The sequence below is a fragment of the Ralstonia mannitolilytica genome (assembly GCF_905397375.1).
In the GTDB taxonomy this organism is placed as follows: domain Bacteria; phylum Pseudomonadota; class Gammaproteobacteria; order Burkholderiales; family Burkholderiaceae; genus Ralstonia; species Ralstonia mannitolilytica.
In genome coordinates, this window is sequence record NZ_CAJPVG010000002.1 from 37,851 (window position 1) to 57,195 (window position 19,345).

22 protein-coding genes are annotated in these 19,345 nt (G+C 66.6%); all 22 read left to right on the forward strand.

What is annotated here, in order from left to right; all coding sequences use genetic code 11:
- The first annotated feature begins 175 nt into the window (after positions 1 to 175).
- Positions 176 to 964 (forward strand): PFL_4669 family integrating conjugative element protein, encoded by a 789-nt coding sequence (locus KHN96_RS05745; RefSeq protein ID WP_033980479.1) that lies wholly within the window; start codon positions 176 to 178, stop codon positions 962 to 964.
- Positions 961 to 1,509, forward strand: a complete 549-nt coding sequence (locus KHN96_RS05750) for a DUF3158 family protein (protein ID WP_009521552.1) — start codon at positions 961 to 963, stop codon at positions 1,507 to 1,509. The genes KHN96_RS05745 and KHN96_RS05750 overlap by 4 nt, the downstream gene beginning before the upstream one ends.
- Positions 1,506 to 1,889 carry a single-stranded DNA-binding protein gene (locus tag KHN96_RS05755; protein ID WP_003141056.1) on the forward strand — a complete coding sequence of 128 codons (384 nt, stop codon included), beginning with the start codon at positions 1,506 to 1,508 and terminating at the stop codon, positions 1,887 to 1,889. The genes KHN96_RS05750 and KHN96_RS05755 overlap by 4 nt, the downstream gene beginning before the upstream one ends.
- Positions 1,890 to 2,183: 294 nt before the next feature.
- Complete coding sequence (locus tag KHN96_RS05760) at positions 2,184 to 4,199, forward strand: DNA topoisomerase III (RefSeq protein ID WP_003141052.1); 2,016 nt, start codon at positions 2,184 to 2,186, stop codon at positions 4,197 to 4,199.
- Positions 4,200 to 4,977: 778 nt separating this feature from the next.
- Complete coding sequence (locus KHN96_RS05765) at positions 4,978 to 5,214, forward strand: hypothetical protein (protein WP_013982118.1); 237 nt, start codon at positions 4,978 to 4,980, stop codon at positions 5,212 to 5,214.
- Between the two features lie 25 nt (positions 5,215 to 5,239).
- Complete coding sequence (locus KHN96_RS05770) at positions 5,240 to 5,632, forward strand: hypothetical protein (protein WP_003141051.1); 393 nt, start codon at positions 5,240 to 5,242, stop codon at positions 5,630 to 5,632.
- Positions 5,633 to 5,882: 250 nt separating this feature from the next.
- Positions 5,883 to 6,599: a DUF5983 family protein gene (locus KHN96_RS05775; protein WP_003141041.1), complete on the forward strand. Its 717-nt coding sequence runs from the start codon at positions 5,883 to 5,885 to the stop codon at positions 6,597 to 6,599.
- A 290-nt stretch (positions 6,600 to 6,889) separates the two neighbouring features.
- Positions 6,890 to 7,687, forward strand: a complete 798-nt coding sequence (locus KHN96_RS05780; RefSeq protein WP_003141039.1) for a hypothetical protein — start codon at positions 6,890 to 6,892, stop codon at positions 7,685 to 7,687.
- Between the two features lie 65 nt (positions 7,688 to 7,752).
- The gene (locus KHN96_RS05785; RefSeq protein WP_010792167.1) at positions 7,753 to 8,118 is read left to right on the forward strand and encodes a DUF3085 domain-containing protein; all 366 of its coding nucleotides are present in this window, start codon (positions 7,753 to 7,755) and stop codon (positions 8,116 to 8,118) included.
- Positions 8,119 to 8,462: 344 nt separating this feature from the next.
- Entirely contained in the window at positions 8,463 to 9,014 is a 552-nt protein-coding gene (locus KHN96_RS05790; RefSeq protein WP_010792166.1) for an STY4534 family ICE replication protein, read from the forward strand.
- A gap of 55 nt (positions 9,015 to 9,069) precedes the next feature.
- Positions 9,070 to 9,681, forward strand: a complete 612-nt coding sequence (locus tag KHN96_RS05795) for a DUF3275 family protein (protein WP_010792165.1) — start codon at positions 9,070 to 9,072, stop codon at positions 9,679 to 9,681.
- Between the two features lie 89 nt (positions 9,682 to 9,770).
- A complete protein-coding gene (locus KHN96_RS05800) occupies positions 9,771 to 10,136 on the forward strand; it encodes a hypothetical protein (RefSeq protein ID WP_010792164.1) in 366 nt (121 codons plus the stop codon).
- An 84-nt stretch (positions 10,137 to 10,220) separates the two neighbouring features.
- A complete protein-coding gene (locus tag KHN96_RS05805; RefSeq protein ID WP_010792163.1) occupies positions 10,221 to 10,871 on the forward strand; it encodes a hypothetical protein in 651 nt (216 codons plus the stop codon).
- Positions 10,872 to 10,936: 65 nt separating this feature from the next.
- On the forward strand, positions 10,937 to 12,046 hold the full coding sequence (locus KHN96_RS05810) for a DUF6094 domain-containing protein (protein WP_023123933.1): 1,110 nt from the start codon (positions 10,937 to 10,939) through the stop codon (positions 12,044 to 12,046).
- Between the two features lie 115 nt (positions 12,047 to 12,161).
- Positions 12,162 to 12,464 (forward strand): hypothetical protein, encoded by a 303-nt coding sequence (locus KHN96_RS05815; protein WP_023123934.1) that lies wholly within the window; start codon positions 12,162 to 12,164, stop codon positions 12,462 to 12,464.
- An 89-nt stretch (positions 12,465 to 12,553) separates the two neighbouring features.
- Positions 12,554 to 14,827 carry a helicase-related protein gene (locus KHN96_RS05820; RefSeq protein ID WP_115044049.1) on the forward strand — a complete coding sequence of 758 codons (2,274 nt, stop codon included), beginning with the start codon at positions 12,554 to 12,556 and terminating at the stop codon, positions 14,825 to 14,827.
- A gap of 105 nt (positions 14,828 to 14,932) precedes the next feature.
- Positions 14,933 to 16,141, forward strand: a complete 1,209-nt coding sequence (locus tag KHN96_RS05825) for an SIR2 family protein (RefSeq protein ID WP_023657724.1) — start codon at positions 14,933 to 14,935, stop codon at positions 16,139 to 16,141.
- A gap of 127 nt (positions 16,142 to 16,268) precedes the next feature.
- Positions 16,269 to 16,835 carry a PFGI-1 class ICE element type IV pilus protein PilL2 gene (gene pilL2, locus KHN96_RS05830; protein WP_115044047.1) on the forward strand — a complete coding sequence of 189 codons (567 nt, stop codon included), beginning with the start codon at positions 16,269 to 16,271 and terminating at the stop codon, positions 16,833 to 16,835.
- Positions 16,832 to 17,479 carry a hypothetical protein gene (locus tag KHN96_RS05835; protein ID WP_115044045.1) on the forward strand — a complete coding sequence of 216 codons (648 nt, stop codon included), beginning with the start codon at positions 16,832 to 16,834 and terminating at the stop codon, positions 17,477 to 17,479. The genes pilL2 and KHN96_RS05835 overlap by 4 nt, the downstream gene beginning before the upstream one ends.
- A 9-nt stretch (positions 17,480 to 17,488) precedes the next feature.
- Positions 17,489 to 18,208 carry a TIGR03759 family integrating conjugative element protein gene (locus KHN96_RS05840; RefSeq protein ID WP_115044043.1) on the forward strand — a complete coding sequence of 240 codons (720 nt, stop codon included), beginning with the start codon at positions 17,489 to 17,491 and terminating at the stop codon, positions 18,206 to 18,208.
- On the forward strand, positions 18,193 to 18,813 hold the full coding sequence (locus KHN96_RS05845) for a lysozyme family protein (protein ID WP_058130953.1): 621 nt from the start codon (positions 18,193 to 18,195) through the stop codon (positions 18,811 to 18,813). The genes KHN96_RS05840 and KHN96_RS05845 overlap by 16 nt, the downstream gene beginning before the upstream one ends.
- Complete coding sequence (locus KHN96_RS05850) at positions 18,810 to 19,343, forward strand: integrating conjugative element protein (RefSeq protein WP_058130954.1); 534 nt, start codon at positions 18,810 to 18,812, stop codon at positions 19,341 to 19,343. Before KHN96_RS05845 ends, KHN96_RS05850 begins: the two co-directional genes overlap by 4 nt.
- Positions 19,344 to 19,345 lie beyond the last annotated feature (2 nt).

Below are 19,345 nucleotides of genomic sequence, written 5' to 3' on the forward strand. Positions count from 1 at the left end.
TCTCACCTCCGCGCGAGCCGCGAACAACTCCGCCGAGCTATCCCCAGGGGATAGCCGGCACACACAGCCTTCCGTGCGGAACAAACCGGGCGCGCATGGGCTGCGGTTTGTTGACTGACAGCCTTCCGGCCGATGCCGATGCTGGCGACTCGCCCCTTCACCGCGAGTCGCTCCAATGGCCAACGAACGCACAGAACCCCTGCAACTGAATCTCGGATCGCTGCGCAGCGCGATGTCGCTGACGCTGCACACGCACCACGCTTCGCGCATCTGGCACGGCCGCGCGCCGACCGAGGGGCGCCCCGGCATCATCGGTCTCAACGGCTTCATCGGCGCCATGAACAAGATGAAGCGCGGCGCCGAGCAGGACGACCCGTACTCGGATTGGTGGATGTTGCGGATCGAGGACAAGCTCGCCGACACCAAGACCCGCCTGCAGACCCTGCGCGAACAGGTCGACCAGGCCCTGGCCGACGTGCCACCGGCGCTGTCGCTGGGCGAGAACATGAATGTGCAGCCGGTGAAGCTGCCGCTGTTCGTGAATGCACAGCTCGGCTTCATGGCGGTGTACCTGCTGGCCGACTACGACGACCTGGCGCGCAAACTCATCCTGGCGCACCACACGGCGCTGATCGACCGCAGCACCTTGGAGCGCTGGCTCAATGATGGCGCGCACGCGCTGCGCAGCCTGTTCTCGCTCGCCCAGCAGTACCGCTACTCGGGCACGACGCGCGACGACTTCGCGGCGAAGAACGCCGCGGCGCGAGCGGCGCTGGAGAAGTTCGGCGAGCTGCCGCAAGACGTGCTGGAAGGCACGCGCCGCTCGCGCTTCGCGCCACCGATCGCGCGGCGGACGACCAAGCCCGGCACGCCGCCTGCTGCGCCCGCCATTGAGCCCGATGCGCCGGCTCACACGGATGGCGCAGCCAATCCAGCGACGGGTAATGAGGGTGCTGACGCATGACGGCATCGCCCCCCATCAGTCACTCCACGCGCTTCGTGACGCTGGAACAGGCGGACTTCCAGCGGCTGGAACACGCAGGCTACCTAAAAGGCCTTTTACAGCCTTTTAAGGGTAAGGGGAGTCTGGAGACCTGGGCCAGCCAGTGCGCAGCGCTGCGCGACGACGTGATTGGCCTGGCGCAGCGGCGTGTGCTGCCCCAGGCACGCGCCTACCCCTTCAGCCTGCTCGACGTGCAACTGGCCCAGCAGGCCACTGGCGCAGGGACGACCTTCCTGCGCTGGCGCAACCTCGACCGTTCCTCCATGGGCGTGGCGTTGTGGGAGGCCCTGCTGGCCAACCCCGCGACGCCGGCCTCGCTGATCGACGAGCTGTACGCGATCGAACTGCAGCGCATCGTGCTGAACATGCAGATCAGCCTGACCCACAGCATCGCTCGCCAAGCCCTGGAATGCGCCAGCAAGGCCGCCCAGGCCGAAGCGGCTTACCTGCGGCGTGTCCACGGGCATACCGCGGCCGTTCCACCCACCACCAAGGAGTCACCATGAGCACGCACTTCGTCGGCGAGGGCAACATCGGTTCTGCGCCGGACTACCGCGAGTTTCCGAACGGCAACGACGAGCCGCGCCGGCTGCTTCGCCTGAACGTCTACTTCGACAACCCGATCCCGAAGAAGGACGGCGAGTACGAAGATCGCGGCGGCTTCTGGGCGCCCGTGGAGCTGTGGCACCGCGACGCCGAGCACTGGAAGACGCTGTACCAGAAAGGTATGCGGGTGCTGGTCGAGGGCCGCACCGTGCGCGACGAATGGGAGGACGCCGACGAGAACGAGCGCGTGACGTTCAAGGTCGAGGCGCGGCGCGTGGGCATCCTGCCGTACCGCATCGAGTCGGTGGCGCTCAGCACCAAGCCGGCCGGCGGACAGTAATTCGCCCATCGCCGTTCCCCCGAGGGCGGCTGTAGCAACCGTCATACGCCCGCGATGCACCAGCGAGCTATCCCCAGGGGATAGCTCCAAGGTCGTCCACGGAGTTCCAGCCGCCCTCCCGAAACGACGCTCTTGCTGTGCCAGCTCCTGCGGTCTATGCACACCGCTGCGGCAACGGGCCGCCTGCCGATCACAAAGCGGTGTCTGCATCAATCGGCTTCCTTGCTGCCGGCATCTCCTGGCCCCGCCAAGCTGACGCCCATCCGATGAACCGCACATTTCCAAGGAGGCTTCATGCGCGTGTTCCTGTGCGAGAAGCCGTCCCAGGGCAAGGACATCGCCCGTGTGCTGGGTGCCGTTCAACGCGGCAACGGCTGCTACAGCGGCGCGGGTGTCGTCGTGACCTGGTGCATCGGTCATCTGGTGGAGGCGGTTCCGCCCGAAGGCTACGGCGAGCAATACAAGCGCTGGGCCATCGAGCAACTGCCCATTCTTCCCGAGCGTTGGCGTGTCGAGCCCAAGGCGGCGACCGCAGCGCAATTCAAGGTCGTGCAGCAGCTCGTCGCCAAGGCGGGCGAGCTGGTGATAGCGACCGACGCCGACCGCGAGGGCGAGATGATCGCCCGCGAGATCATCGACCTGTGCGGCTACCGCGGGCCGATTCAGCGCCTGTGGCTGTCGGCGCTCAACGATGCGTCGATCCGCAAAGCGCTGCGTGCGCTCAAGCCGTCCGCCGAGACGCTGCCGCTGTATTTCTCCGCACTCGCCCGATCGCGCGCCGACTGGCTGATCGGGATGAACTTGAGCCGCTTGTTCACACTGCTGGGGCGTCAGGCCGGCTATACGGGCGTGCTGTCGGTGGGGCGCGTGCAGACGCCGACGCTGAAGTTGGTCGTGGATCGTGATCGCGAGATCGCGCGATTCGTCTCCATGCCGTATTGGGCCGTGGATGTGCTGCTATCCCATGCCGGCCAATCCTTCACCGCGAGCTGGATACCGCCCGAAGGCAGCACGGATGCAGCGGGTCGCTGCCTTCAGCAGCCGGTGGCGCAGCAGGCTGCGGATCGCATTCGCGCGGCACGCGATGCGCAGGTCGTGTCGGTGGACACCGAGCGCGTGCGCGAGGCACCGCCGCTGCCGTTCGACCTGGGCACGCTGCAGGAGGTGTGCTCCAAGCAGTTGGGCCTCGACGTGCAGGAGACGCTGGACATTGCCCAGGCGCTGTACGAGACGCACAAGGCGACAACGTACCCGCGCTCCGATTCGGGCTACCTGCCCGAGAGCATGCTGGCCGAGGTGCCGACCGTACTCGACAGCCTGGTCAAGACCGACCCCAGCCTGTGGCCGCTGATCGAGCGCCTGGATCGCCAACAGCGTTCGCGTGCGTGGAACGACGGCAAGGTGTCGGCTCACCACGGCATCATCCCGACGCTGGAGCCCGCCAACCTGTCGGCCATGAACGAGAAGGAGCTGGCCGTCTACCGGCTGATCCGCGCCCATTACTTCGCGCAGTTCCTCCCGCACCATGAGTTCGACCGGACGGTGGCGCAGTTCTCGTGCGGCAGTCAGTCGCTGGCGGGCGTGGGCAAGCAGATCGCCGTCATCGGCTGGCGTGAGGTGCTGGCGACGCCAGGGCCGGACGATGCCGATGGCGAGGATGCGCAGCGCAGCCAGGTGCTGCCCGCCCTGCATGCGGGCCTGTCCTGCCCGGTCGGAAAGGTGGATCTCAAGGCGCTGAAGACGCTGCCGCCCAAACCCTACACGCAGGGCGAGCTGATCAAGGCCATGAAGACCGTCGCCAAGTTCGTGACCGACCCGCGCCTGAAACAGAAGCTGCGAGATACCACCGGCATCGGCACCGAGGCGACACGCGCCAACATCATCAACGGTCTGATCGGTCGCGGCTACCTGGTCAAGAAAGGCCGTGCCGTCCGCGCTTCCGACGCGGCATTCACGCTTATCGACGCGGTGCCCTCGGCCATCGCCGACCCCGGCACCACGGCAGTGTGGGAGCAGGCGCTCGACATGATCGAGGCCGGCCAGATGGCGCTGGACACCTTCATCGAGAAGCAGTCCGTGTGGCTCGGCCAGCTCGTGCAGCAGTATCGCGGCGCAACGCTCTCGCTCAAGCTGCCGCCGGCGCCGGCCTGCCCGCAGTGCGGCGCACCGATGCAGCAGCGCACGGGCAAGAGCGGCGCGTTCTGGTCCTGCTCGCGCTACCCGGACTGCAAGGGCACGTTGCCGATCGAGTCCCCGACGGGCCGGCGCAGCGCACCGCGCAAGCGGCGCGCTGCCTCCAAGGCGTCCTGATCCTCGCTTCCCCCTGCCGCGCCGGCCACTTCACTGGCGGCGAGGCAAACGTCCCGCACCGCGCGGGACTCCAAAGCGCGCGTCTCCTTCTGCAACGGTGTGCGCGCCCCGTCTGCCCGCCATCGGGCGACAGGGCGAGAAGGTCATTGCTCCACGAATCGCGCCCGCCGCCATTCCCTTGATCGGTGTGCCTTGCCTCGGTCATGAGGGGCTTCCTGACGCCTTGCCGCCGCGCGAGCCGTGAGGAGGCCCCTTGGGCCGAGGGTATTCCGTGCCGGTGCCCGCCGGCGGAACAACGGGCTCCCTTTGTGTGTGGATGCACGCCAGAGGTTTCCGGCCCCAGCCACGAAACGGGCCGGGTGCGATTGCTGACGCAGCGAACGGCTTTGACGACGGCCCGCGCTGACGCAGCCCACAGGTGGTTCTCCTTCCTCTCCAGCCGAAGGCCCGCGTGGCCTTCGGCGCCCTGGTCCTTGCCTTGTCCCGTGACGCGGGCCTGCCCTAAAGCGGGCCGTCCGCGATTCGGTTTTCCCTGCGACGACAGCCATGCTTCGCGCCCATCCTCACGCCATGCGTTGCTGACAGTCGTCAGCGGCATGCCCTGGCAGTCTCGGTCTTCAAGACTGCAACGCGGTTCGCCGCGTTGACCGATCCAGTCCGCTTCGCATCGCCCACCGCGGACGCTCGCCGGCCTGGCGACGATGCACTTTTCTCAACCACCCGAGGGGAACCCATCCCCTGCGGGATGCGTGCTCCCCGACCCACCAAGGAGCACGGCATGTCTGAACCTTCCGCATCTTCCTCTGCAACCGCAGTGCGCAGCGGTGCGCTGGCGCTGGCCTGGACCGGCAAGCGTTTGCCGCTACAGGTGCTGCGCAGCGCGGCCGGCCACTACATCGGCACGCAAGACGACGAAGGCCCGGTATCGCGGGAGTCCGTCGAGTATTTCCCGAACCACCTCGCAGCACAGCGCGCCCTGGATACCCATGCCTGGACACAGCGCGCTCACCCCTGATTCCCACCCTTCAAGGAGTTCTCTCATGAATCTGTCTTTACCCGAAGACGTGCTCGATCAGATGGCGCTGGAACAGGCGCACTTCGACGCTGCACCGCAGGCCTTCTTCGAGGCCTGGAAGCGCGGCGCGCAGATCGCCGGCCACGAGTGGTTCGGCGACGGCACACGCGAAGGTCTGCAGCGTGCCACCACCAAGTGGGACCTGCGGCCCAACATGCTGATGCTCAACGACGCCCTGGGTGTGCTGAGCAGCGGTCAACGCATGTTCCTGTCCGCGATGGTGAGCTTCTACAACTCCCGCGAGGGCGGCGCGATGCTCAAGCGTTGCGGCTTCGAGGGGCTGTCCGACTTCGGCGGCCTCGATCTGGAACGGCGCCAGGTCATCGCCGACCTCACGCTGCACTACAACGGCTGGTGAGCCGCGCCTGGCAACCCACCGTTCTTTCATCCCACCCCACGAGGGACATGCGTCCCCGTTCGGGGCCATGTCCCTCCTTCCTTTCGCAGGAGCGGCCATGTCCCGAATCACCATCTTCCACTGACCTGCACCGCCCGGCGCCAGGGCGGCCCGACGCCGCGGCCGGCTGACCGGTTGCCACTTCATCCACTCGCTGGGGTTCAATCCCCGGCAGGGGATTGCCTCGGCCATCCTCTGCTGGAGGAATCCCATGTCTCATTCCAAAAACCCCTTCGTCCGCGGCTACGATGGCCTGTCCGTGCAGCGGCTGCTGGCGATTTCCTACGACGACGACTGCCCGCTGAGCTATCTGCCGCTGCACGTCTCGCAGTCGCATCTGCCGGACAACCAGGTCGAGCGCCATGCCTGCGTCTTCTGCGACGACTTCGCGCTGATCACCGAGGGCCAGAACGTGCCGCCCGAGCTGGACGCGCAGTGCCCCAGCCACGGTATCGCCCGAAACCTCGTCTACGCAGTCATGGCCGAAGAAGCCGGCCAGCCGCTGCACGTCGGCGATACCTACTCCGAGGAAGCCGCGCGCGAGGTGGTACGCCGCCTGCGCTTCGAGACCGGGTTCTACAGCCGTGCCTGGGAAATCAGTTCGGCGCACATCACCGAGGAGGCCGGTCGCTTCCTCGCCGAACTGGCGGACATCGCCACGCCGAGCGGTTTTCTGTTCGTGGCCTTCCGCATTCCCTACAGCCCGGCGGTCGGCGTGAAGCTGATCGCCACGCCCTGGACGGATGCGAACCTGCAGCATGTCGAGGGCATCACCGCCGAAGAGCTGCGGCAGGAGCATCGGGCCAAGGGCGTGCCGGAGTCCCTCGTGGAAGTGTTGCACCTGGCTGCGCTCGCCGACGTTCGCATGTTGGTGTTCGATGCCGACGCGCCAGTGCTGGACGGGCTGACGCTCTACGACGACGAGTAACCCGCAACCCATTCGAGCCCCCACGTCGGGGCTCTTCTTTTTCGCGGAACGCGGTGCCGGCGCATTGCCGATTCCCAACGGATGGTCGCCGCCATGTGCCGCACGCTGGCCGCATGTTCGCTGGCGTTGCCGGCAGCATGCCCAGGCAGTCGAGACCTTCAAGACTGCGGCGCGGTTCGCCGTGCTGGTTGCTTCGTTCTCCGGGCGCACCCGCGTCCATCCACCTCACCCTCAAGGGACAGACCTCCCTTGCGGGCGGGAGTCCCTTGGTTGCCACAAGGAGTCTCCCCATGGATACCCAAGCCATCCGCGCACAGATGCCGACGCTCGTTGTCGGTCATGTGCCTTCCAACGTCCGTTCGTTCAAATTCAACATCTTCGACGGCCAGCCCAAGGTTTCGACGCTGGGCTTTCACATCGACCCGAAGCCTTTCGAGGGCAAGGTCATCGCCACCACCGACGAGGCCATCGTCGTCAAGACGGGACGAGCCGAGTTCGCGGTGCTCGATCGCACGCTCGTGACCGAAGTGCCCGACGAGGGCGCCAAGGTGCAGGTCGAACCCTATGTCAGACGCCGCTTCGACGGTCAGCGGGCGGACACGCCCGAGGAGCAGACCGAGTTCACCGCCGACGGCCAGCCCTACACGGTGAAGCGGTTCGTGCTCGGGTCCGCACCGGCGAAGCTGCCGATCCCCGAGCCGCGCTGCCCCGAGCTGCAGGAACTGGTCGACCAACTGGAGCAGTTGCCCGCTCCCGACGGTTTCCGGCGCGTCACCCACATGCTGGTGGATGCCGGCGCGCGGGACATCACCTGGGTCGATCCGCTGCCCGCCGACATCATCCGCACGCCGCCGGCCATCGGCTTCACCGTCGCCACGACGAAGTTCCAGGGTCGCGTCACCGTGCTGTATGAGCGTGGCCTCGACCTCTACGCGGTGGAGCTGCACCGCGACGGCGAGCTGGTCGAACGGGTCGATGAGGTGTTCTTCGACACCCTCGGCGAGACGCTGGAACGGCTGATCGACGACGGGAGTTGGCGGCGCATCCGCGTGCAGTGCCTGTCGTGTCGTAAGGCTATCCGGCACTGATCTCACAGCAGCTTCCCGCCCTCGCGGCGGGAAGCCTCTTTTCCTGCCCCCTGGAGATCACACCCATGACTGTTCGATTCAAAGGCACGGAGCTGCGGCCCGTGCTCGCCGAAGCGGTGGCGAATCAATGCCGCGTCATCCTGGTCAAGGATCAGGGCGTGTACTTCCTGGCCGAGTGCGGCGAGCGCCGACCCGATGGTCGCCAGAAGACCATCGCCTATGCCGCTGGCTGCAACCCGGATGTCGATGCCTTCGATGACTGGTGGGAGCTGGCGCGCGCCGAGTTCGGTGGCGACGACTTCGGCGAGTTCTTCGATCCGCAGGAGGGCGTGTTTGCGCGCATCCTGCGCAGCGAGGACGACCTCGACGTGTCCGCCTCCGCGACACACCTATCGCTGCAGGCGGTTCCTCCCACGCCCAGCGGTAACTGACCGCCCATCCCTGGCCCCCGCTCCGGGGGCCTCTTTCTTCCCGGCAATGCGGACAGCCGCGAGTGCCGATTGCCGCTCGCCTGCGCGCCGTCCTGGCGCCACGCTTCCGGCCATGTTCCGCTGACGTCCGTCAGCGACATGCCCAGGCAGCCACGATCTTCAAGGCTGCGACGCGGTTCCGACCGCGTTGATCACTCCAGTTCGCACCGGCATCCATGCGCGAACGGCCATCGGTTCTCGATGGCGATGCCTCCAAGCTGTTCCATCAACCCACGCGGGGGTTCCACACCTTCCCCGCCTTGGGTCGGGTGTGTCTCCGCCTCATTGTTCCCAGGAGATTCACCATGACCACTTCCACCGAAAAGTCCTACTTCGATCTGCACATCACCGGCCTCGGGTATCTCAATCGCATCCGCGAAGTGAAGCCCAAGAAGGGCGATGCGTTCCTGGCCTGCGACATCGCGGCTCTGAACGGTCCCAGCGACGACGTCTCGTATGTGCGTTTCGACACGCGCGTATCGGGTTCGGAAGCGCAGCACCTGGTGCGCCGCTGCATTCAGGCGGTCGACGCCGAGAAGAAGGTGATGATCGGCTTCCGCTTGGGCGACCTGTGGACCGACACCTTCACCTACTCCAAGGGGAAGCGTGCCGGCGAGCAGGGTGTGAGCCTCAAGGCCCGTCTGCTGTTCGTCAGTTGGATCAAGGTCGACGGCAAGCTCGTCTACAAGGCCGAACCCAAGCCGACCGAGACCGACGAGCGCGACCCGGAAGTCCCCGTGACGTCCGACGCGCCCGCCGCGCAGCAAGCCTCGGCACCGGAGCCTTCCAGGCCCGTCGCCGATGCTGCCGACGACGCTGCCGATGCCCCCGCATTGGCCGTTGCCGAGTCGTTCTGATCCGCAAGGCCCCATCCCCGGGGCCTTGTCTTCTCTTCGTCCGCAGGAGACCTTCATGATCACCATTCCCGGCCAACTGGCCATCAAGACCATCCACGGCAGGAACGGCGACTTCAACGTCGGCCGCCTGGCGACCTCGATCGGCGAGTTCGTCGTGAAGAACGCCGAACTCGATCAGTACCGCGAGGGCAAGTACGACGGTGATTTCGTCATCGTCGAGATTCGCCCCTCCACGTACAACGCCAACGGCCGCATGGTCATCGAGATCCGCGCCCATCTGGGCGGGATGACCCTGTCCAACATCGACGCCCTGAGCCGCGACGAAGCCCGCCGGCTGAGTCCGCAGGAAGTCGATCCAATCGACGAGGAAGCGCAGGCGCCCGCGCCGGCAACGCCCCCGGCCAAGCCGAAGGCGAAGCCGCGCAGTCCGCGCGATCCCCTGGTCGATACCACGCCGTTCGGCAGCGAACCGGCTCCCGTGTCCGCTGCGGCCTCGGCCGAGGCAGACGACGCGGCGCTGTTCGGTGCCTTGTGGCCCCTGGGCGAGACCGTAAAGCTCGATGCGACCGTGGATCGTCGTGTGCTGCGTCAGCAGCGCGACCGTCTCGACAAGCTGGGCTACGAGTTCGCTCCGCTGTCCCAGGACTGGCACCTCCAAGCTGCCTGATCCATCCGCCGCCTTGCGCGGCATTCCGCCACCCGCCGGGGTTCTCCCCCGACGGGGAGGGCTCCGGCCTTTTCTTCAAGGAGACCCTCATGGGCTGGACCTTCGTTCGTCAGACGCGCGATCAGTTGATCCGCGAGCTGCTCGCTCCGCAGGCGTCCGAACGCGCTTGCTGCGAAGTCATCGACCACACGCTGGACGGCGACGTTCTGTGGACCGTGGTTCGCGTCACCGCCAGGCAGGCGGGCGTCATGGGCCTCGCGGCCGGTGAGTCCGTCTGCTACATCGGCTGCAATCTGCTGGAAAGCTCGGGCGGCGATTGGGGCTACAAGTCCCTCGATGAGTCCGTGCATCCGTACTACTACTCGTGCCCGCTGCGCTATCTCGACATGGCGCCGGTGCAAAGCTCCGAGTGGCGCGAGCGGGTTCACCGCTTTCACGCGGGACGCGCTGTCTAGCGGCACGCATCTTCCTTCACCCAACCGGGGCGAGCACGGCCCCGCGGGCTGTGGTTGCTCCTTCTTTTCCAAGAGGACATCACCATGCCTGCACCTTCTTCCGCGAAACCGCTGTACCGCATCGACGAATGCCCCGACCTCATGGCCGACGGTTGCGTCGGTGACGAGCAGGGCAATCTCGTCTTTCTCTCGATCTGGGCGCGCGACACCGCCGTTCAGGAGTTCCTCGCTCGCCTGACCCTCGGCCGGGATGAACAGGGACTGGATCAGTTCCACGTCATCACCGAGCAGGGCGCATCCATCCCGGTCTTCGTCGGCAACGTCGAGAACCTGGAAAAGCGCATCACCCGCGCCTATCGGCGAACGCTGTTCGGTTCGCTGACGAATGTGTGGCTGTTCGATCGTCGCTGCGTGAAGCCAGACAAGGCCAACGCCAGCGCGCTGGCGCTTCTGCCCAGGGATTCCGCTTACCGGCTCGACCGGCTGTGGACGCTGGTGCAGGACACCTGCCCGCTGCCACTGCTCGACCACTGGCGCGACACCGTGCTGGAGCTGTTGCAGACACGGCGGATGCTGACCGGTCTTCCCTTGGCCCTCGGGCCGCTGGAAGGCCATCGGCTGGCCCTCGATGTCCCGGCGCTGACGAAGGCGCTGGGCGAGCTGATCCGCAACGGCACCCTCGGTGCCACGCAGTACGAACTGGCCGCGAACGCACCGCTTCGGCGTGTGGCGTGAGCCATTCCCACGGGCATGCGCGCCGCGCGTGCCCGCCTTCCCTCATCCATCATCAGGAGAAATCCATGGCACTCATGTTTCCGCGCCTGGCGCGCAATTTCATCCGTAACGGCTACTTCCCCACCGACGAGCCGACGCTGGAGCGCGCCTTGTCCGCACTGGCACCGTCTCCCGGCTCCATGTCCATCCTCGATCCCTGCGCCGGCGAAGGCGTGGCGATTGCTGAAGCCGCCCACGCCCTCGGGCGCGAGCAGGTCCAGGCCTTCGCCGTCGAGTACGACGCCGAGCGTGCCCGCCACGCACGGCACCTGGTCGATCGCTGCATCCACGGTGACCTGATGGACACGCTGATCTCGCGCCAGTCATTCGGGCTGCTGTGGCTGAACCCGCCGTATGGCGATCTGAGCAAGGACGTGAACGGCAACATCGGCTATCAGGGCCAGGGCCGTGCGCGGCTGGAAAAGCTGTTCTATCAGCGCGCGCTGCCGCTGCTGCAGTACGGCGGCGTGCTGATCTTCATCGTGCCGTCCTACGTGCTCGACGCCGAGCTGGTCGGATGGCTGACGCGCCACTTCGCCGACCTGCGCATCTACCGTGCGGTGGAAACGCAGTTCAAGCAGGTGGTGATCTTCGGCCGCCGGGTTCGCCAGCGCGACCAGGCGTCGGAGTCGGCCAAGGCCCTGCGTGGTCTGCTGCTGCAGATCGGTCAGGGCGACGCCGAAGCCGAGGAACTGCCGCTCGAATGGCCGTTCCTGCCGTACACCGTCCCTGCCAGCCCGGCCGAGCCGGAGCACTTCTATCGCGTGACGATGGAGCCCGAGCAGTTCGCCGATGAAGTCGGCCGGCTGCAAGGACTCTGGCCGGCGCTCGATACGCACCTGGGGGGCGCGCAGCAGTCGCTGCGGCCACCGGCGCGGGCCTTGTCGCACTGGCATCTCGCCCTGGCCTTGGCCGCGGGCGCAATCTCGGGCGTCGTGACCTCCAAGAGCGGCAGAACGCTCGTCGTGAAAGGTGACACCCACAAGGAGAAAACGCTCCAGACAGAATACACCGAGCGCGACGACGGGTCTGTCGCCGAGACACGCATCCTCACCGACAAGTTCGTGCCGGTCATCCGCGCCTGGGACATGACGCCGGGCTCCGCCACGCGGGGCGAGGTGCTGACCATTCGCTGATCGTCGTTCCTCGACGGCAAGCCGCCAGTGCTTCGCCGCCTTCTTTGTCCACCCACCGGGGTCATGTCGCCCCGATGGGGCGCCGTGGCCTCTTTTTCCTGAAGGAGAAATCACCATGGCACTCGCTGTTCTCAACCTCGTGTCGCAACCACGGTTCCCATCCGGGCAAGTGGTCATGACCGCCGGTATCAACGATCTGGTCCACCAGGGCCAGTTCAATCCGGTGCCTTATCTGCGTCGCCACCTTCGTGGTGACTGGGGCGATCTCGACGACTGCGACCGGCGTTCCAACGATGCCGCGTTGAAGTCCGGAGATCGTCTGTTCTCGTCCTACCAGGTCACGCCGACCTTGAATCTCTGGATCATCACCGAGTGGGACCGCAGCGTCACCACGCTGTTGCTGCCATCCGAGTACTGATCGTCATCTGACCGTTCTCTTCCCACCCCTGGGGCATGCCATCGCCCCGCAGGGGTCGGTGCATGCCCCATCTTCATTGGAGCATCACCATGTCCCTCGATCTTGAAACTGTTCCCGAAACCGCTGTGCAGGGCGACCTGCTCGAAGCGGCCGCTTCACCCCTCACGCTCAGCCTGCAGGACTTCGTATCGGAGTTCGGCGACGAGCTGCTCGACTCACTCAACCGCGCCAATCCTCCGGTCTACACCGGCCAGGTGCGGGTGCATCGGCAACTGATCCTCGCCACGCTCAAGCGCAAGCTGTTCCCGGCGCAAGCCGATGTGGTCCATGCCGTCACCGAGCTGTTGGTCGATCGCGGCGAACGCGCCGCGATCGTCAATGGCGAGATGGGTTGCGGCAAGACGACGGTGGGTATTGCCACCGCCGCCGTGCTCAACGCCGAAGGCTACCGCCGTACCCTGGTTCTGTCTCCGCCGCACCTGGTCTACAAGTGGCGGCGCGAAATCCAGGAGACGGTGGCCGGTGCCAAGGTCTGGGTGCTCAATGGCCCGGACACGCTGGTCAAGCTGCTGAAACTGCGCGAGCAGTTGGGCGTGCCGGCGCAGGGCCAGGAGTTCTTCGTCCTGGGCCGCGTGCGGATGCGGATGGGGTTCCACTGGAAACCTGTCTTCGTTCGGCGGCGCACGCCTCACGGCGACGTGGGGGCCTGCCCGGATTGCGGGCATGTCATCACCGACCTCGACGGCGAGCCGATCAACCCGGTCGAGCTGGAAGCCGAGGAGTCCCGCCGCAAGTGCAGCCACTGCCGTGCACCGCTGTGGTCGTTGATCCGTCCCAGAGGCCTGTCCGCCAGCGACCAGTCCTCGACCGTGCTCAAGGCACTGAAGCGTATTCCAACCATCGGGGAAGTCACCGCGCAGAAGCTGATGCAGAAGTTTGGCGACGCCTTCCTCGCGTCGATGCTCGGGGACAACATCCACGAGTTCATCAACCTGATGGATGGCAACGGCGAGCTGGTCTTCTCGGACCGGCAAGCCCATCGCATGGAACGTGCGATGGCCAACATGGAGTTCGGCTTCGGCGAGGGCGGCTACCAGCCGTCCGAGTTCATCAAGAGGCAGCTTCCCCAAGGCACGTTCGACCTGCTCATCGCCGACGAGGCACACGAGTACAAGAACGGCGGCTCCGCACAGGGCCAGGCCATGGGGGTGTTGGCGGCCAAGGCGCGCAAGACACTGCTGCTCACCGGCACACTGATGGGCGGCTACGGCGACGACCTGTTCCACCTGCTGTTCCGAGCCCTGCCGGGGCGGATGATCGAAGACGGCTACCGGCCGACGAAGAGCGGCAGCATGACCTCGGCCGCGATGGCGTTCATGCGCGATCACGGTGTCTTGAAGGACATCTATTCCGAGAGCACCGGCACGGCGCACAAGACGGCCAAGGGCACCAAGGTATCGGTGCGCACGGTCAAGGCGCCGGGTTTCGGTCCCAAGGGCGTACTGCGTTGCGTCCTGCCGTTCACGGTCTTCCTCAAGTTGAAGGACATCGGCGGCAACGTGCTGCCGCCCTACGACGAGGAGTTCCGCGAAGTCGCGATGGACACGGCGCAAGCCGCGGCCTACCGCGATCTGGCGGGTCGGCTGACCCAGGAGCTGAAGCAGGCCCTGGCGAAGCGCGACACGACGCTGCTCGGTGTGGTCCTCAACGTGCTGCTGGCCTGGCCGGACTGCTGCTTCCGGTCGGAAACGGTGGTGCATCCGCGCACGCGCAACACCTTGGCGTTCGTTCCGGCTCAGTTCAACGAGCTGGAGGTGATGCCCAAGGAACGCGAGCTGATCGAGATCTGCAAGCAAGAGAAGGCGGAAGGTCGCAAGACCCTGGTCTATTCGGTCTACACCGGCACGCGCGACACCACGTCGCGCCTGAAGGTGCTGCTGGAGCAGGAGGGCTTCAAGGTGGCGGTACTGCGCGCGAGCGTGGATGCCTCCCGCCGCGAGGACTGGATCGCCGAGCAGTTGGACCGTGGCATCGACGTGCTCGTCACCAATCCCGAGCTGGTGAAAACCGGCCTGGACCTGCTGGAGTTCCCGACCATCGTGTTCCTCCAGAGCGGGTACAACGTGTATTCGCTGCAGCAGGCCGCCCGGCGCTCATGGCGCATCGGCCAGAAGCAGCCGGTGCGCGTGATCTACCTCGGCTACGCCAACTCCTCGCAGATGACCTGCCTGGGGTTGATGGCCAGGAAGATCATGGTCTCGCAGAGCACGTCGGGCGACGTGCCCGAGTCCGGACTCGATGTCCTGAACCAGGACGGCGACTCGGTGGAGGTGGCACTGGCACGGCAGCTTGTCACGGTCTGATCCATGTGCTCATGCCGGCGGCCCCTCGGGGTCGCCGGCTTCTTTCCACGGCCCTTCGGGGCTGCCTTCTGTTAGGTTATCTTCGATCTCTTTATGAGGCGGGTAATGAACAAGAACGGTAAGCAGAGGGCATTGGTCGTGATGGGGGCCGGAGCCTCGGTGGAGCTGGGCATCCCCGCTACGATTGGATTCGGGAATCTTATCGATGACGCCATCAAGGCCGACAAATACTGTGCCCATGTGGGAGGAACGGAGGTCTATTTCGACATTCGAGACAAGTTGCGCACCTACTATGCCAGCGAGGCCGAAGCCCACTTTGAGCGCATCTATCACGTCATGCACGAACTCAGCCAGTTGCGCGCAAAGCAAGGCGCGGTTCCCAAGTTCCTACCCGTGATGTATCCGTTCCTGGGCACCGCTGTGACGCACCCTGAGCAAGCACTCAAGGCCGCCTGCAGCGCGATGCTTGATTTCATCTATGCGAAGGTCTCGGAAGTCTGCGACAACCCAGCCCTACCATTGAATCCCTTGTCTGCGTTCTTCGAGGTGCTGGAGCAGCAGTACGTCCCTCGCGTGTACACGACCAACTACGATGATTTCGTCGCCCAGGCGACCCAAGGGCGCTACTTCACCGGCTTTACGCAGCGACATGGCGATCACTCGGACTTCGACGGAAAGGCTTTCTGGGCGGAGTGGGGCAAGCCGGCCTTGTTCCATCTACACGGATCAGTCCATATGGGATTCTCCGTGCCCGGCGAGCATCAGATCGGTGACATCGTTTGGTTCGATGACAAGGCCGTGGCACGTCGGCAAGCCAGATTCAATGGCTCGGGCGTTGACAGGATGGATGGCACCCACGTCGAGCGGGGCGCGATCATCACCGGATTGGACAAACTCGGCCGCCTTCAGCAGTCGCCCTATGCGTTCTACTACTCGGCGCTCAACCGGGAGGCCATGGAGGCAGACCTGATTCTGGTGCTAGGCAGCGGGCTAGCGGATCTCCATCTGAACACGTTCCTGAAGGCTGCCCGGCGTGCCAGACCCGACGTGCCGATTCTCTACGTCGGCTATTGGGGGCGAGAGGCGCTGGACTTCTACAGCACCATCCATTTCGAGTTGGAAGATCGTGACATCGCGCTGTTCCATGAACTAGGCATCGATCTGGTAAACGTCGCTGAAGCACGCTTCAAAGCGGACGACGGCTGGACTGTGGATGCCCGTGGCAAAGCGGCGGTGTGGGCTGATGGCTTCCAATCGTTCCTCCTTGCACCAGAAGCATTCACGAAGGTATTGCTGAAAGTCGCTGCCACGTAGGTACCTGTCCAGGGCAACGATTTCTTGACCCACCGCACTAATCGGTCGGCGTCCAGTTCCCTTTGTTTGCTGCCAGCGCTCGTCACGGCAGCGATGGTGACGGCTCCACATTCTGGGGAGCCGAACCATGCGACTGTTCGCCCGTTTTCGTAGCCCTCCCACAATCTACGGCGCGATAGCCAGCTCCGTCCTGGCCGCCGGCTGCGCCACGACCGCCACGCCGTCTGTGCCAGCGGTGCCGGCCGCATCGCCAACCGCCGTCGCGCCGGAGCCAGGTTTCGTTCCGGTGGCCCGCTACGGCCGCTACACCCTGGTCGAGCTGGTGCCGGAGCCCGCGCAGCGTGATCTCTTGCAGCAGGCGGTGGAGGTCTCGATTCCGCCCATGCTTGATGCCAGCGTGGGCGATGCCATGCGCCATGTGCTCCTGCGCTCGGGCTACCGGCTCTGCGATGCGGCCGAGGCCGCCGCGCTCTACGCGCTGCCGCTGCCTGCCGCACACCTGCGCCTGGGCCCGCTGATGCTGCGCGATGCCTTGCTGACCCTTGCCGGCCCGGCCTGGGAGCTGTCGGTCGATGACTTGAGGCGCCAGGTCTGCTTCAGCCGGCGCGGTGCTCCCACCTTCCTTTCCGCCAACCCGCCCGGCACCGCCCCGCCCGTGCCGGACGCCGACCGGCCCGAGGAGATGCAGCCATGACCTTTCCCCAAGCGCCATCCGAGCGCAATTCCTGCACGCGCTGGCTCAAGATCGCCGCGGCCTTCTGGCTGCTGCTCATCAGTGCCGTGGCACTCATCAACAGCGTCGGCCTGTCGCGGCTCGCCGAACGGACCCAGAGCAGCGCACAGGATGCGCAGGTCAACGCGCTGGGCCTGCGCGTGGCCGATCTCGAACAGCAGGCCGATGCGGACAAGCGCCGGCCGACGCCGATCAGCCAGGCCGAATTCGCCACCGCGCGGCAGGCGCTGGACGAACGGATGACGCGCATCGAAGAGGCCGATGAGGCGAGGGCCTTGGCCGTCGACCTGCAGACGCTGCTGGCGCGCGTGAACGCAATCGAAACCCGCCTTGAGAAAACCCGGCAGGTGGCATCCGCCGCTCGCCCGCGCACTCCGGTTGCGACGAAGCCCAAGGTGCCGGAGCCGCCGTTCCGTGTGCTCGGCGTGGAGCTGCGGGGAGGCGAGCGCTTTCTGTCGATCACCTCCACCGCCGCGGCCTCGCTCGCGGGCGCCCGGCTGCTGCGCCAGGGCGATGCCGAGGGCGGCTGGCAACTGCAGTCCATCGAGGCGCAGGCGGGCGTGTTCCAGGTGAACGGCCAGACGCAGCGCGTTGCGGTGCCGTAGGGGGTCGCCATGAACCTGCGGCCGTTGCTCGCTACCGTCGTTCTGTTCGCCGCTTTCGGCGCATCCGCCCAGCCGGCCCCGGTGACGAACTCGCGCATGGTGCCCGCCCAGGTGCAGCCGGGCGCTGATGCCGCGCTCGACGAGAGACAGGCGCGGGAGTGGGGGCTTCAGCCCGAGGAGTGGGCACGTTACCGCCAACTGATGCAGGGGCCGCTCGGGGTCTATTCGCCCCAGCTCGATCCGCTCACGGCGCTGGGCATCGAGGCCCGCAGCGAGGAGGAGCGCAGGCGCTACGCGGAGTTGCAGGTGCAGGCCGAGGCCCGGCGCGTCGGCAAGACGCTGGCCTACCAGCGTGCCTACGACGCGGCGTGGCAGCGCCTGTTTCCCGGCCAGCCGCGCGTGAGCCTGCCCGGCGCCAAGGCGCAGGGTGCCAGCAACACCGGCTCCGGGCGCCTGGCGGTCTTCGTCAAGGCCGACTGCGCACCGTGCGCGCAGCGCGTGCAGCAGTTGCAGGCGGCCGGTACGGCCTTCGATCTCTACATGGTCGGCAGCCGTCAGGACGACGCGCGCATCCGGCAGTGGGCCACCCAGGCGCGCATCGACCCGGCCAGGGTGCGCGCCCGCACCATCACGCTCAACCACGATGCGGGGCGCTGGCTGTCGCTCGGCCTGCCCGGCGATCTGGCGGCCGTGGTGCGCGAGGTGAACGGCCAATGGCAGCGGCAATAGGTACCCCGGGCCGGAAGCGTCGGCCATCCCGCGTCGCCATCCGCTGCGCCAGCGTCGCGCTGCTGCTCGCCACCGGCGGCTGGGCGTTGGCCGCCCTGGCGCGGGAAGTGCCGCCGCCGGCCTATCGACTGGCGGCGCATCGTGCAGACGTGCCGGCGGCGGTGCTTTACGCGGTGGCCTTGCAGGAGAGCGGCGCCATGCTGCGCGGGCGCCTGATCCCCTGGCCGTGGACGCTCAACGTCGCCGGCACGCCGCAGCGCTACGCCACCCGCGCCGAGGCCTGCGCGGGGCTGCACCGTGCGCTCGCCCACACGCCGGCCAATCGCATCGACGCCGGCCTCGGCCAGGTCAATCTCGGCTACCACACTCATCGCTACACGCACCCCTGCGAGCTGCTGGACCCGTACCGCAACCTCGCCATCGCTGCGGAAATCCTGCGCGAACAGCACACGCCGGGCGAGGACTGGCTGCTTGCCATCGGCCGCTACCACCGGCCCGCCGGCGGGGCACCCGCGGCGCGCTACCGGCGCAGTGTGCATCGGCACCTGACCCGCGTGCTCGACCCCGGCGTTCCCGTTCCAACCCTCCAGGCCACCACGCCATGAACCACATCGTCCTCATCGCCGCCATCGGGCTGCTGTCCACGACCACCGTCTTCGCCCAGACCGCCTCCGCGCCGCTGATCGTCGTCGAAGATCGCGGCGGCGACTCCGCGCTGCCGTACTACCGGCCGCTGAATCCCCAGCCGGATCAGGCCGCACCGGCGGCCCCGATGCCAGCCCCGCGCGTGGGCAACGCGGCCGACGCCGAAGCCGCCATGCTGCCGGTGCGCTCGACGCAACTGTCGCCGGGTGAGGTGCAGCGCCGCGTCATCCGGGCGCCGGGTCTGACGGCGCTGTTCCTGATCGGCGACGACGAGCGTTCGCGTGCCTGGCTGCGGCAGCGGCAGGCGGCGCTGCGCGAGCTGCAGGCCGTGGGCCTGGTGGTCAACGTGGAGTCGATGGCCGCGCTGACGGCGCTGCGCAGGCTGGCTCCCGGCCTGACCCTGTCGCCGGCCTCCGGCGACGACCTGGCCCAGCGCCTGGGCCTGCGCCACTACCCGGTGCTCATCACCGCCACCGGCGTCGAGCAGTAGGT